Genomic DNA, 14,587 nt, shown 5'->3' with positions numbered 1-14,587 from the left:
TTAACCACCAGGATAAACATCCGTTATTCACCCTTTGGAAATATGAAAAGGTGTCGCGCAAGGCGACACCTTTTATTCAGAGAGAATTATTTTTTATCAAAGAAAAATTTCACTGTCGATGAAAACGCACCATATACCGATTCAAATATCATGCCGATATTGTTACCGATAGCAGCAGCATTCGCGACAGAGTTTTTCATACCGATCAGTTTCATTGCGCCGCCGACCATAGAACCCAGCGAGCCCAGTGAACTGGCAAGAGTCCCGGCGCCAGAAACAGTCTGTACTTCAGTTTGTGTTAATTCTTTCATAAAAATTTCCTTTTTTTAATATTCCCGGTGTTGTAAGTAGCAATAATCCAGTCATCAGCCTGATATCCCGGTTATTGCTACCGGAACAAAATATACACTGCCCTCCCTGTTTTCAATATCATACATTTATCCGCCGGTCAGCCAATGCCTTCCGGTAATTAACAATAAATAGCCAGGTAATTTGCTGTGAATAAAAAAATCCATCAGAAACAGGCAGAAAGAAAAAACAGGGTTGCCGGTAACTTCCGGAAACCGGGAAAATAACCGTGATCAGTAAAAATATAAAACCTGATTATCAGAAAGTTTCATTAATAAATTTCTTTTAATTGTATTAGTTGCGCTGCGGACAGACCCTGATTGCCGGTCTGTCCGCTGGCGGGGTTAGCCGATAGCACCCAGCGCATCATCCTGGCCCTGGTGGCGCGGTAGCAGAAACAGGGTTGCCACAATATCCAGCACATAAATCAATGCCAGCAGCGTAATCGCAGCACTGAATGACCACTCTGAAGCCAGCATCCCTGTTACCAGCGGGCCAAACCCGCCGACGCCCCGTCCAAGGTTAAACAGAACATTCTGGGCAGTGGCCCGCGAGGCGACCGGAAAAGTATCGGAAATTAATGCACCGTAACCGCCTATCATACCATTCACAAACAACCCCATAACCGCGCCGGCCACCAGCATCAGGGACGGGTCGGTCAGCCGGGCATAGACAATCACCATCACCACCGCACCCAGCTGGTAAAGAATAAAGATTTTCCAGCGGGAAAAACGGTCAGCCAGCATACCGAACAGCCCAATCCCCAGGGTCATACCTGCCACCGTCACGGCGGTCCATAACCCCGATTTGGTCAGGCTGAAACCGAACGATGAAGACAAATAGCTGGGCATCCAAATCATCAGCCCGTAATAACCGAAATTCTGTACCGAGCATAAAATGAAAATCCCCAGGCTGGCTTTTGCCGTGGCACGATCGTTTACCAGTAATCTGAGGCGGGACATAAATGAACGCTGTTGTTCTTTCTTTGGCTGACGAATAAACGATTCCGGTTCGCTCAGCCCGTGACGGATGGCAAACGAAAACAGCGCCGGGACCAGCCCCACCAGAAACATGCCACGCCAGCCAATCACTGTCAGCAGCAGTGGCGTAATTACTGCCGCCAGCAACACCCCGGCCTGCCAGCCAATACCTACCCAGGCAGAGGCTCTGTTGCGCTTGCTGGCCGGCCAGACTTCGGCAATCAGCGCCATCCCTATACCAAACTCGCCCCCCAGGCCGACCCCGGCCAGGGTCCGGTAAATCAGCAGGTCATGGTAGCCGCGGGCCGTCGCACAGAGTCCGGTAAATACCGAGAACATTAAAATTGTCAGGGTTAATACCCTGACCCGGCCAAACCGGTCACTCAGGTGACCGAAAATAATTCCGCCGGCTACGGCGCCAATCAGCGTCCAGGTAACCAGTGAGCCCGCCTGTGAGTGGTCCAGTGATAAGGAGACACTGATAGCCGGTAACATAAATCCGAGGATTAACAGATCGAATCCATCCATAGCATAGCCGCTGACAGCAGCCAGCATGGCTTTTGCCGGGGTTACAGTTTTCTTTTTTTGCACGCTCGGGTTCCTTGACTGGTCGGAAAAATAAACCTGCAAAGTATAAAAACAGGGATACCAACACGCTACCAATATCAGGAAGAAAGGAAAAAACAGAAAGGGGCAGCCTGCCACGCGGCGGGCAGACTGCGGAACACCGGGTTATTCCGGGGTGTCATCTCCGGCCAGCCACTGATCGAGTTGATCACCGCCCATATGCCGGAAATCATGACCTTTGACGAAGTAGAAGATAATTTCGCAGATATTCTGGCAGCGGTCGCCGATACGTTCGATAGCTCTGGCACAGAATAATGCCGTCAGCACACTGGGAATTGTCCGCGGATCTTCCATCATATAAGTCATTAACTGGCGGACAATACCTTCATATTCTTTATCGACTTTTTTATCTTCCCGGTAAATCTGTATTGCTGCCTCGAGATCCATACGGGTAAAGGCGTCCAGCACTTCATGCAGCATTTGTACCGCATGACGTCCAAGGGACTCCAGGCTGACCAGTAAAGGCTGATGTTTATGACCAAATTTCTCCAGCGCCGTCCGGCTGATTTTCTCCGCTACGTCACCGATCCGTTCCAGTTCAGAGATGGTTTTAATGATCGCCATCACCATCCGTAAATCACTGGCTGCCGGTTGCCGTTTGGCAATAATACGCACGCAATCTTCGTCAATCGCGACTTCCATCATATTCACTTTATGGTCGTCATCAATCACCCGCTGGGCCAGTTCCGGGTCCATATTCTGCATCGCATTAATGGCATCCGTCAGCTGTTGCTCAACCAGTCCGCCCATAATCATTACCTGGGTACGAATGTGCTCCAGCTCAGCATTAAACTGACCGGAGATATGTTTATTTAAATTAAGACTGTCCATCATGTTCTCCAGTGTCGCACCCGTATGGCAGCGAAAAATGGTGGCGAAAATTAAGCGTTACAGAATACCGGCTGAGCATCAGCCATAACGGCCGGTAATATAGTCTTCAGTTTGCTTGCATGACGGCTTAGTAAACAGGGTATCCGTATCACTGAATTCAATCAGTTCACCGAGGTACATAAAGGCCGTATGGTCAGAGCAACGCGCCGCCTGCTGCATATTGTGGGTCACAATCACCACCGTATAATCCTGTTTTAATTCGCTGATCAGCTCTTCGATACGTCCGGTAGAAATCGGATCCAGCGCAGAGCAGGGCTCATCAAGCAGCAGAACTTCCGGACGAATCGCAATCCCGCGGGCAATACACAGACGTTGTTGCTGACCACCCGACAGGCTGTAACCGCTCTGGTTCAGCTTGTCTTTGGTTTCGGTCCATAACGCCGCTTTAGTCAGCGCCCACTGCACACGTTCGTCCATCTCGGCACGGGATAATTTTTCGAATAACCGTACGCCGAAAGCGATATTGTCATAAATAGACATCGGGAACGGGGTCGGTTTCTGAAACACCATCCCGACTCTGGCTCGCAGTAACGCAATATCCTGTCCGTTATCCAGGATATTATCGCCATCGAGTAAAATCTGTCCTTCTGCGCGTTGTTCAGGGTACAGCTGAAACATCCGGTTAAAGGTACGCAGCAGCGTCGATTTACCGCACCCTGACGGGCCGATAAAAGCAGTCACCTGATTACGGGCAATATCCAGATTGATATTTTTCAGTGCGTGGAACTGGTTATAAAAGAAATTCAGATCACGTACCTGGATTTTTGCCGACGCCGGGTTAATGTTTGCCATACTCATTGTTCGTCTCTCTTATTCCGGCACCGCTTCTCGCCGCGCCGCAAAAATTAGTTTTTACGTTTGCTAAAAATCATCCGTGCCACGATATTCAGCACTAACACACAGAGGGTAATAATCAGCACCCCTGCCCAGGCCAGGTTTTGCCATTGTGAAAACGGACTCATAGCAAACTTATAAATCGTCACCGGCAGGTTAGCCAGCGGCTGCATCATATCGGTGCTCCAGAACTGATTCGATAACGCAGTGAACAGTAATGGTGCCGTCTCACCGGCAATGCGGGCAATCGCCAGCAGTACCCCGGTAATGATGCCCGAGACGGAGGCTTTCAGCGTAATAACCAGAATCATTTTCCATTTCGGCGTTCCCAGGGCATAAGCAGCTTCACGCATCGTATCCGGGACCAGCTTCAGCATATTTTCGGTGGTCCGGATAACAATCGGGATCTGCAACAGTGCCAGTGCCAGCGCACCAGCCCAGCCAGAGAAGTGATGCATATACGCCACCACCAGGGTGTAAACGAATAGGCCAATCACGATCGACGGGGCGGACAGTAAAATGTCATTAATAAAACGAATCACTTCTGCCAGCACAGATTTACGGCCATATTCCGCCAGGTAAACACCGGCCATAATGCCCAGAGGTGTGCCTGCCAGGGTCGACCAGAGGATCAGTAAACCGCTGCCTGCCAGGGCATTTGCCAGGCCGCCACCATCCGTATTTGGCGGCGGGGTCATCTGGGTAAACAGATCAACTGATAAGCCACCAATCCCGCGAGATACCGTAGTCCAGAGGATCCATACCAGCCAGAACAGACCGAACGCCATGGTCAGTATTGAGAGTAATAAGGCGATTTTATTTTTAAAACCACGCCATGCCTGCATCTTGCGCCGTGATGCTTCCAGCGCTGCGCGGTTTTCTATATCCACCGGAATCATGAGCGCGCTCCTTCACTTTTCGCCAAACGCAGGATCATCAGTTTGGAGATAGCCAGTACCACAAAAGTGATAAAGAACAGGATCAGCCCCAGCTCCATCAGTGCAGAGACATGCAGTCCCGATTCGGCTTCAGCAAATTCATTCGCCAGCGCCGAGGTAATGGTATTGCCCGGCATATACAGAGAGACACTATCCAGCTGGTAGGTATTCCCGATAATAAAGGTCACCGCCATGGTTTCACCCAGTGCCCGGCCTAAGCCCAGCATGATTCCGCCAATAACGCCGTTACGGGTAAACGGTAGCACAATATGCCAGATAACTTCCCAGGTGGTACAACCCAGCCCGTAAGCTGATTCTTTCATCATAACCGGTGTCTGCTCGAAGACATCACGCATCACCGAAGCAATATAGGGAATAATCATAATCGCGAGGATCAGACCCGCCGCCAGAATACCAATACCAAAGGCAGGGCCCGAGAATAGCCGGCCTATAAAGGGTACCGATGACAGCAGGTCACCGACCGGCGTCTGAAAATATTCGGCAAATAACGGGGCAAAGATAAACAGCCCCCACATGCCGTAAACGATACTGGGAATAGCCGCCAGTAGTTCAATAGCCGTGCCAAGCGGGCGGCGCAGCCAGCCGGGTGACAGCTCGGTCAGAAACAGGGCAATACCAAAGCTCACAGGGACCGCAATTAACAGAGCAATAATTGAGGTAACAACTGTCCCGTAAATCGGCACTAAAGCGCCAAATTGTTGATTCGGCGCGTCCCAGGTCTTATCCCAGAGGAAAGCAAAGCCGAATTTATGAATACTGGGCCAGGAAGAAATAATCAGGGAAACGATAATACCACCGAGCAGTAATAGCACCACCAGCGCAGAGAGTTTAACCAATGCGCTGAAAATGATATCACCCTGCTTTCCGGGTGCTTTAAATGTCGGCTTTCTTTCCGCCATAAGAGTCTCAGTCTTCACTATTAACAGGGCGGCATCAGCCGCCCATGGGGTTCACATGATGTAACGGAGTATAACCCTATTGATACAGTGCTTTGCCGTTATTGTCTGTGATATTCGCTTTCCAGGCACTGCGAATTTGTGTCACTACCGATTCCGGCAGAGCAGCATAATCCAGACTTTCTGCGGTTTTTCCGCCGTTGTTATACGCCCAGTCGAAGAATTTCAGCACTGCCGCACCTTTTTCTGCATCCGCCTGTTTTTTATACACCAGGATAAAAGTGGTGGATGAAATCGGCCACGCATCATCACCTTTCTGGTAGGTCAGGTCCTGAGCAAAGGTTTGCTGCCAGTCGGCACCTTTCGCAGAGTTACTGAAGCTTTTTTCGGACGGCAGAATCGCTTTACCGCTGGCATCGACCAGTTTGGTATAGGTCAGATTATTCTGTTTGGCATAAGCATACTCAACATAGCCGATAGATCCCGGCAGACGCTGAACAAAGGCAGCAACACCATCGTTACCTTTCCCGCCCAGACCGGTTGGCCAGTTGACCGTATTCCCTTTACCAATTTTCTCCTTCCACTCATCATTCACCTTTGACAGGTAGCTGGTAAATACGAATGAGGTGCCTGAACCATCAGCACGGCGTACGACATTAATCGCCGTCGACGGCAACTTAACGCCCGGGTTCAGTTTCTCGATAGCCGGGTCATTCCACTTTTTAATGTTACCGAGGTAGATATCCCCGACAGTTTTACCGTCCAGCGTCAGCTCACCGGATTTGACGCCAGGCAGGTTCACTGCCAGTACCACGCCGCCAATCACCGTCGGAAACTGGAACAGACCGTTTTTCTGCAGATCTGCATCACTCAGGGGCGCATCTGACGCACCAAAGTCAACGGTTTTGGCAATGATCTGTTTTACGCCACCGGAAGAACCAATACCCTGGTAGTTCACCTGGCTGCCATCGACCTTCTGGTAATCTGCTGCCCAACGGGCATAGACCGGCACAGGAAAGGTGCCGCCAGCTCCGGTTAAGTTTGTCGCTGCAAAAGCAGAAACAGCACCAACAGACAGTGTCGCTGCCAGTACGCGGGCTACCGTATTACGCATCAGTGTCATATTCCCTCCGGGGGAGTTAATCTCAGGCTCAGTGCCATTTTTAAATGAGTTTGTCATGCTGCACGAGGGAAAATAGGACAGTTTGGTGACATTAATATGTAAGAAATATGACAGTTTTATGACAGCCACAGACCTGTCCGGCCGACCCGCGGATAAAAACCGGTAATAAAACCACCGCTCACAATGCCAGCAGACCACCTCCACGCAGATCAACAACCGCATTTTTTGCCACTTTACCCGGGGTCACGGTTGTTAACATTCCTGTCAGTACAGCGATAACGATATGAACTATCAGGTATTTTATTCGCGATATTGTAAATACTCCAGCCGAATGGTTGCAAAAGGAATTGCCGGGAGAGGCAGCCGCAAGGCTGCCTTTTTTGCATCTGCCGGATGTTATACCGTACGGCGGGGAGCACGTTTCCCCGCCGCAGCACCAGTCACAGACCCTGATCACCCGGGGTCGGATTAATGTAACTTCTTATCATCGACAAAAATATGATGAGGTGAACGGGCACGCGGGTGGATAAAGAAATGGCCTTTATCTGCCGTATGCGCTTTAACCGGCTCCAGCCTGACATTCGAACCGGGAGCACCTTTTTTACCCATCGCATAAACAATGAACGGCAACGCCAGCACAACCAGAAAACAGACCACCAGCAGGGTTACATAAATACTATTGTCGTGGCTGTCCGGCAGACCAGACGGCGGAAAGAACGAGACAATAAACGCAATCGCAGACGTACAGAAGCCGATAATGGCAACCACCATTTTCACGCCCCGGCCTCCGGGAATATTAAAAGAACGTTTAAGGTCACCTTTCTTACACACCAGCACCAGATACCCGGCAAACAGCATGAAATAGCTGCACAGGTAAATCACCACCGTTAAAGCCAGGGCAATTAAAAATGACATATTATTCCCGCCACCGGTATTGGTCAGAATAATTAACGCAACCGATGTGATCAGCAACTGAGAAATCACCAGAGCCACAGGAACACCGTTTTTGTTCATTTTCGCGAAGCGTGCCGGCAGAATACCCTGCTGGGCGGTAACCAGCATACCGCGCGAAGGTCCGACAATCCACGCTGCTATCTCAGCCAGCACGCCTAACAGCAACAGTGCCGAAATAACTCTGACGATCCATTCCAGACCCTGGCCAAAATGACCAATCAGAATACTGAAAGTCTGCATAACACCGGCGGATAAGTTGATCTGGTCTTTCGGGATAACCGAGGCAATCGAAATACCGCCGACCGAGCTCAGGATAATCGCCACCACCATCAGCAACAGGATCGCCAGCGGATAATCGCGGCCGGGGTTGCTCATTTCGTTAACATGGGTGGCAGAAGCTTCAACGCCCATATAACTGAGGATAAACGCCACAAACACCACTAAGGTGCCTATTTGGGTGAAATCAGGAAAGAAAGTATTACGGCTCATCTCGATGGCTACCGGTGCGCCCGATGCCAGATAACAGATAGCCAGCACGACCAGAATCAGCGCCGGTAACAGGATGCCGGCAAAGAAACCGGCTTTCGCAATCCTGGCCGTATTTTTCGTGCCCCCCAGCTGAGTCAGTGCCAGTCCCCATAAAATGACCAGTGCCGCAACGGTTTTCAGTAACGGATTGGTATTCAGCTCCGGCCATTTCAAAATATAGGACAGGGCCCCGAGCACAAAATACAGCATAGGAATAAAGCCAACCGCTATCTGTAAGTACCCAAACGAAATTGCCGCAAAGCCCCATTTTTTACCCAGGGTATTAGAAACCCAGGTAAAGACTCCCCCCTCCTGCCATCCTTCGACAGTCGCCATTTCTGCCGCACACAGACCCACCGGGATAAACCACAGAAATCCTCCGAGTAATAAGAAAAATATTAACGAGAATCCTGAGGTGGCAAAGGTCGGATATTCATAAACGGCCATGACCATCGATGCAGTAATGGCGAAAAAACCTAACAGCGTTAACTTTCTGGGGCTGATATTTGCGTTAGTCGTAGTCGTAGTCATAAGGTTCTCCCGACAGCTGATTATTCTGTCCGATAATAATGCAGATGAAATTACCGGGGGGTTATCCCCCCCGGTTCAGATAACAGGGTAATCAGCCGTGATTAAAGCCACTGGCTTCTTGTTCTGAAAGCGGTGCAACAATCGGATGCTGTTTGAAGTGTTCTAAGGCACGTTTAATATCATCAATTAACAGAGTCGCTAAGTCATAGCTAACCCCGTGACGTACCAGAATGCGCTGGATCACCAGGTCTTCACGGTGGGCGGGTAACGAGTAGGCAGGTACCTGCCAGCCACGGGAGCGCAGTTTATCCGCCAGGTCATACAGTGTATAACCGCCGGTATTCTGACCCTCTTTGACTTTCCAGGCCAGCGCAGGGATCCCTTTGCTGCTGTCACCGTCAAACAGAATTTCAAACGGCCCCAGACGACTAATCTCTTCCGCCAGATATTGTGCGGTGGCGTAGCAGGCATTGTGGATTTTGGCGTAACCCTCCTTGCCTAAGCGCAGAAAGTTATAATACTGAGCCACAATCTGTCCGCCGGGACGGGAAAAATTCAGTGCAAAGGTCGGCATATTACCGCCGAGATAGTTCACATTAAAAATAAGTTCTTCCGGCAGATCACTGGCTTCACGCCACACTACCCAGCCGGCACCCAGTGGCGCCAGACCAAACTTATGCCCCGAGGCATTCACCGATTTCACCCGTGGCAGACTGAAATCCCACGCCAAATCAGGCGCACAGAACGGTGCCAGGAAACCACCACTGGCGCCATCGACATGAATAGGAATATCTAATCCGGTCTCTTTTTGCACACGGTCAAGCGCATCACTCACTTCCTTCACCGGCTCATACTGACAGGTAAAGGTTACCCCCAGGGTCGGAACAACACCGATGGTATTTTCATCCACCCGTTTAACGACCTCTTCTGCCGACATAATTAAGCGATCACCTTCCATCGGGATCTCACGTAATTCGACATCAAAATAACGGGCAAATTTATGCCAGCAGATCTGTACCGGGCCACAGACCAGGTTTGGCTTATCGGCAGGCAGACCTTGTGCCGCTCTTTTTTTACGCCATTGCCATTTCAGGGCCAGGCCGCCCAGCATCGCAGCCTCAGAAGAACCAATGGTCGAACATCCCAGGGTCGTCTCCGGAGAAGGTGAGTGCCACAGGTCTGCCAGCATTCTGACACAACGGGCTTCAATCTCTGCCGTCTGCGGATACTCATCCTTATCGATCATGTTCTTATCGATAGACAGATCCATCAATTCGCGAATTTCATCATCAACCCATGTCTGACAAAAGGTTGCCAGGTTCTGACGAGAGTTACCATCCAGCATTAACTCATCACGGATCGCATTAAAAACATTACGCGGATTGCGTTCTGGCTCAGGGAATTCGGACTTAGGTAACGATGCGGCTAAATCAACGGAAGCATAAACATCATCGTTCTGATCACGGATGGAATCTTTGGTCGTGCTGCTCATGTAAACCTCATGATTTCTCTGAAGAGGAGTTTGTCGTCTGATATACAGGTCAGGAAACACCGGATAACAGGCGGCACCGTGCCTTCTGAATCTGCAGGCAGAAAAACACTTATTTCAGCGGTCTGGTAGCCACAGAGACAGAAGGAGCTACCTGCTGATGCAATGCAGAACAAAACGCTCTTTAAAGATAGTCTCTTTTCCGGAAATTATGGTTTTTTTCGTGCGAACGGGAGGAGGATATTTTTACTTACTGATAAGTAATAAATTTTCAATTATTAAATAAAACAAAACATTAAAAAAAATAAACATTTCAGCCATATTATTTTAAACTCTGGCTATTACAGAGAGAACGCAGAATAAGACCGTTATTATTATTCCCGTAATATCATTACCGGTCAGCGTCTTTTTGGCCGGTATATTCATCCAGCCGGTTGTTTTCACCATTATTTCCTGAGTTCATCCACAGACTGCTGCCGGGGAAGCGGCCGGTTCAGGCGACTGACAGAAAGAAATCTGCGGCTAAATGCATGCAAACGCTGCGCCGGGGCCGGAGGCTGTGTATAATAGGCAGGATATTGTCCCCGCTCTTTACTCAATTCAAGATAATCATGGCTCAAGGTACACTGTTTATTGTTTCCGCGCCCAGTGGTGCGGGTAAGTCCAGCCTGATTCAGGCGCTGTTAAAAACACAGCCCCTTTATGACACTCAGGTTTCTGTTTCCCATACCACCCGGGATATGCGCCCCGGTGAAGTTCAGGGCGACCACTATTTCTTTGTGACGAAAGATGAGTTCCGCGCAATGATTACTGACGGGGCATTTCTTGAGTACGCCGAAGTCTTTGGTAATTATTACGGCACCTCACGCCAGGCGATTGAACAAGTGCTGGCTACCGGCGTCGATGTCTTTCTGGATATCGACTGGCAGGGGGCACAGCAAATACGCCGGCAGATGCCTGCGGCACGAACCATTTTCGTGCTTCCGCCATCGAAGGATGAGTTAGATCGTCGTCTGAGAGGCCGTGGTCAGGACAGCGAAGCGGTCATCGAAAAACGGATGGAAAAAGCGGTCGATGAAATGAGTCATTACGCAGAGTACGATTATCTGATCGTAAACGATGATTTTGATCTGGCCCTGTCTGACCTGAAAACGATTATCCGCGCAGAACGTCTGCGTATGGGCCGTCAGCAGGCCCGGCATGATGCATTAATCAGCAAACTATTGGCACACTGAAGCAGCTTTCAGTATTATGCCCAGTCATTTCCTCATCTGTGGAGTAGCACTTTTATGGCACGCGTAACCGTTCAGGACGCAGTAGAAAAAGTTGGAAACCGTTTTGACCTGGTACTGGTCGCTGCACGTCGTGCGCGTCAGATGCAGACCGGCGGTAAAGATGCCCTGGTTCCGGAAGAAAACGACAAACCAACGGTTATCGCTTTACGCGAAATCGAAGAAGGTCTGATCACAAACCAGATTCTGGATGTCCGTGATCGTCAGGAACAGCATGAGCAGGAAGCCGCCGAACTTCAGGCTGTCACCGCGATTGCTGAAGGTCACCGTTAATCTGACTGTTGCAGGCCGCCCTTGTATCTGTTTGAAAGCCTCAATCAACTGATTGAAAAATATCTGCCTGAAGATCAGATTAAACGACTCAGGCAGGCTTACCTTGTCGCTCGTGATGCTCATGAGGGTCAGACGCGTTCCAGCGGTGAACCTTATATTACCCATCCGGTGGCGGTTGCCTGTATCCTGGCAGAAATGAAACTCGACCATGAAACACTGATGGCCGCGTTGTTACATGATGTCATTGAAGATACCCCGGCAACTTTCCAGGATATGGAACAGCTGTTTGGCTCCAGTGTCGCCGAATTAGTCGAGGGCGTATCCAAACTGGATAAGCTGAAATTCCGCGATAAGAAAGAGGCCCAGGCAGAAAACTTCCGCAAGATGATTATGGCCATGGTGCAGGATATCCGGGTCATATTAATCAAGCTGGCAGACCGGACCCACAATATGCGAACCCTTGGTTCGCTGCGGCCGGACAAACGGCGGCGTATCGCCTTAGAAACACTTGAGATTTACAGTCCGCTAGCTCACCGGCTGGGTATTCATCATCTGAAAACCGAGCTGGAAGAGCTGGGCTTTGAAGCCCTGTACCCGAACCGTTTCCGCGTTATCAAAGAAGTGGTAAAAGCGGCGCGCGGTAACCGTAAAGAGATGATCCAGAAAATCCTCGCCGAAATAGACGGCAGATTACAGGAAGCCGGAATCCTGTGTCGCGTCAGTGGCCGGGAAAAACATCTCTACTCGATTTATCAGAAAATGCATCTCAAAGAGCAGCGTTTTCATTCCATCATGGATATCTACGCCTTCCGCGTTATCGTAAAAGATGTGGATACCTGCTATCGCGTACTCGGACAAATGCACAGTCTGTACAAACCCCGTCCGGGCCGTGTTAAAGACTATATTGCCATTCCCAAAGCCAACGGATATCAGTCGCTTCATACCTCGATGATAGGCCCGCACGGCGTACCGGTAGAAGTCCAGATCCGCACCGAAGATATGGATCAGATGGCAGAAATGGGGGTCGCGGCACACTGGGCTTATAAACAGCAAGGAGAAAGCGGCACCACCACTGCGCAGGTGCGGGCCCAGCGCTGGTTGCAAAGCCTGCTCGAATTGCAGCAAAGTGCCGGTAACTCGTTTGAATTTATCGAAAGTGTAAAATCGGACCTGTTTCCCGATGAAATTTACGTCTTTACCCCGGAAGGCCGGATTGTTGAATTGCCTGCCGGAGCCACACCCGTCGATTTCGCTTATGCCGTACATACAGATATCGGCAATGCCTGTGTTGGTGCCAGGGTCGACCGTCAGCCCTATCCCCTGTCACAGCCACTGAGCAGCGGCCAGACCATCGAAATTATCACAGCCCCGGGCGCACGACCGAATGCCGCATGGCTGAATTTCGTCGTCAGTTCCAAAGCCAGGGCGAAAATTCGTCAGTTACTGAAAAACCTGAAACGGGAAGAGTCCGTAAGCCTCGGCCGTCGCCTGCTCAGCCATGCGCTGGGAGGCAGTAAAAAACTGGCTGACGTACCGCAGGAAAATATCCGACAGGAACTGGAACGGATGAAACTGGCCAGTCTCGATGACCTGCTGGCAGAAATCGGGCTCGGCAATGCGATGAGTGTGGTGGTGGCTAAAAATCTGCTGCCGGGGGAAACTACCGATACCCTGCCTCAGGCATCGGCGAAAAGACATAAGCTGCCGATCAAAGGGGCAGACGGTGTGCTGATTACCTTCGCCAAATGCTGCCGTCCAATCCCGGGAGACCCGATTGTGGCGCATGTCAGCCCCGGTAAAGGGCTGGTTATTCACCATGATTCCTGCAGGAATATCCGTGGTTACCAGAAAGAAGCCGAGAAATTTATGCCGGTGGAGTGGGACGACAGCGGAGCAGGTCAGGACTTTGTCACAGAAATAAAAGTCGATATGCTGAATCATCAGGGCGCGCTTGCCAACCTGACAGCAGCGATCAATGCCAGCCAGTCAAATATTCAGAGCCTGAATACGGAAGAACGGGATGGCAGAGTTTACAGTGCGTATATGCGCCTCACGGTCCATGACCGTATTCACCTGGCAGATATTATGCGGAAAATCCGTGTCATGCCGGATGTTATAAAAGTACACCGGAACCGAAATTAGTTTGCATGAATAGCCAACGTTTTGCCCGGATCTCGGAAATGCTGGCCCGCCGCCAGCATGACCTGACGGTCTGCATGGAGCAGGTACACAAACCCCACAATGTCTCTGCGGTGATCCGTACCGCAGATGCGGTAGGGATCCCTCACGTCCATGCCGTCTGGCCCGGAGACCGGATGCGCACCATGGTTTCTGCGTCTGCCGGCAGCAACAGCTGGGTGAAAGTTATCACTCATCGCACTATCGGCGAGGCCGTCGGCGCGGTAAAGGCGCAGGGGATGCAGGTACTGGCCACTCACCTGTCAGACACGGCTGTCGATTTTCGCGATATCGATTATACGCGTCCTGTGTGTATTCTGATGGGTCAGGAAAAAACCGGCATTACCCGCGAAGCTCTGGCGCTGGCCGATCAGGACATTATTATTCCTATGCTGGGCATGGTTCAGTCGCTGAATGTTTCCGTGGCCTCGGCATTGATCCTCTATGAGGCCCAGCGGCAACGGCAAATCGCCGGGATGTATCAGCGCAGTCATTGCCTGCTCGATAACCAGGAACAACAACGGCTGCTGTTTGAAGGCGGTTATCCGGTACTGGCGCGGGTGGCGAAACAGAAAGGCCTGCCCTGCCCGCATATCAACCCGCAAGGGCAGATTGAGGCTGATGATGACTGGTGGTCTGCTATGCAGGAAACCGAACGCAGCCGAAAGATGAAAAGATGAAAAG

General features: G+C 50.6%; 13 protein-coding genes. 4 read left to right on the top strand and 9 right to left on the bottom strand.

The annotated features are described in order from the left end of the window. Window positions 1–86: 86 nt before the first annotated feature. From JK211_RS03595 to JK211_RS03555, 9 genes are all read right to left on the bottom strand, one after another. Window positions 87–311, bottom strand: a complete 225-nt coding sequence (locus tag JK211_RS03595) for a hypothetical protein (RefSeq protein ID WP_212707310.1) — start codon at window positions 309–311, stop codon at window positions 87–89. Between the two features lie 381 nt (window positions 312–692). Next, window positions 693–1,883, bottom strand: a complete 1,191-nt coding sequence (locus tag JK211_RS03590; RefSeq protein ID WP_212707423.1) for an MFS transporter — start codon at window positions 1,881–1,883, stop codon at window positions 693–695. 177 nt (window positions 1,884–2,060) lie between these two features. Beyond that, window positions 2,061–2,786, bottom strand: coding sequence for a phosphate signaling complex protein PhoU (gene phoU / locus JK211_RS03585; RefSeq protein WP_212707422.1), 726 nt, complete (start codon window positions 2,784–2,786; stop codon window positions 2,061–2,063). A 78-nt stretch (window positions 2,787–2,864) separates the two neighbouring features. Next, window positions 2,865–3,638 carry a phosphate ABC transporter ATP-binding protein PstB gene (pstB, locus tag JK211_RS03580; protein WP_212707421.1) on the bottom strand — a complete coding sequence of 258 codons (774 nt, stop codon included), beginning with the start codon at window positions 3,636–3,638 and terminating at the stop codon, window positions 2,865–2,867. Window positions 3,639–3,691: 53 nt separating this feature from the next. Continuing rightward, a complete protein-coding gene (pstA, locus tag JK211_RS03575) occupies window positions 3,692–4,579 on the bottom strand; it encodes a phosphate ABC transporter permease PstA (RefSeq protein ID WP_212707309.1) in 888 nt (295 codons plus the stop codon). Continuing rightward, window positions 4,576–5,538, bottom strand: coding sequence for a phosphate ABC transporter permease PstC (pstC, locus tag JK211_RS03570; RefSeq protein WP_212707308.1), 963 nt, complete (start codon window positions 5,536–5,538; stop codon window positions 4,576–4,578). Before pstC ends, pstA begins: the two co-directional genes overlap by 4 nt. Before the next feature lie 76 nt (window positions 5,539–5,614). Beyond that, entirely contained in the window at window positions 5,615–6,658 is a 1,044-nt protein-coding gene (gene pstS, locus JK211_RS03565) for a phosphate ABC transporter substrate-binding protein PstS (RefSeq protein WP_212707307.1), read from the bottom strand. Between the two features lie 468 nt (window positions 6,659–7,126). After that, window positions 7,127–8,671 (bottom strand): glutamate:gamma-aminobutyrate antiporter, encoded by a 1,545-nt coding sequence (gene gadC / locus JK211_RS03560; protein ID WP_212707306.1) that lies wholly within the window; start codon window positions 8,669–8,671, stop codon window positions 7,127–7,129. 91 nt (window positions 8,672–8,762) lie between these two features. Then, on the bottom strand, window positions 8,763–10,163 hold the full coding sequence (locus tag JK211_RS03555) for a glutamate decarboxylase (RefSeq protein WP_212707305.1): 1,401 nt from the start codon (window positions 10,161–10,163) through the stop codon (window positions 8,763–8,765). Between the two features lie 608 nt (window positions 10,164–10,771). On the opposite strand from JK211_RS03555, the gene gmk reads away from it, so the two are divergent. From gmk to trmH, 4 genes are read left to right on the top strand one after another with little or no spacing between them, the layout of a single operon-like run. Next, window positions 10,772–11,395 carry a guanylate kinase gene (gene gmk / locus JK211_RS03550; protein ID WP_212707304.1) on the top strand — a complete coding sequence of 208 codons (624 nt, stop codon included), beginning with the start codon at window positions 10,772–10,774 and terminating at the stop codon, window positions 11,393–11,395. Window positions 11,396–11,449: 54 nt separating this feature from the next. Next, on the top strand, window positions 11,450–11,725 hold the full coding sequence (rpoZ, locus tag JK211_RS03545; protein ID WP_212707303.1) for a DNA-directed RNA polymerase subunit omega: 276 nt from the start codon (window positions 11,450–11,452) through the stop codon (window positions 11,723–11,725). 21 nt (window positions 11,726–11,746) lie between these two features. Continuing rightward, complete coding sequence (gene spoT, locus JK211_RS03540; RefSeq protein WP_212707302.1) at window positions 11,747–13,867, top strand: bifunctional GTP diphosphokinase/guanosine-3',5'-bis pyrophosphate 3'-pyrophosphohydrolase; 2,121 nt, start codon at window positions 11,747–11,749, stop codon at window positions 13,865–13,867. A gap of 5 nt (window positions 13,868–13,872) precedes the next feature. After that, entirely contained in the window at window positions 13,873–14,583 is a 711-nt protein-coding gene (gene trmH / locus JK211_RS03535) for a tRNA (guanosine(18)-2'-O)-methyltransferase TrmH (RefSeq protein WP_212707301.1), read from the top strand. Window positions 14,584–14,587 lie beyond the last annotated feature (4 nt).

It is taken from the genome of Tatumella sp. JGM130, assembly GCF_018257525.1.
Lineage (GTDB): Bacteria > Pseudomonadota > Gammaproteobacteria > Enterobacterales > Enterobacteriaceae > Tatumella > Tatumella punctata.
The sequence above is the reverse complement of the archived record's forward strand: the minus strand, read 5'-3'. Positions and strand labels throughout refer to the sequence as shown.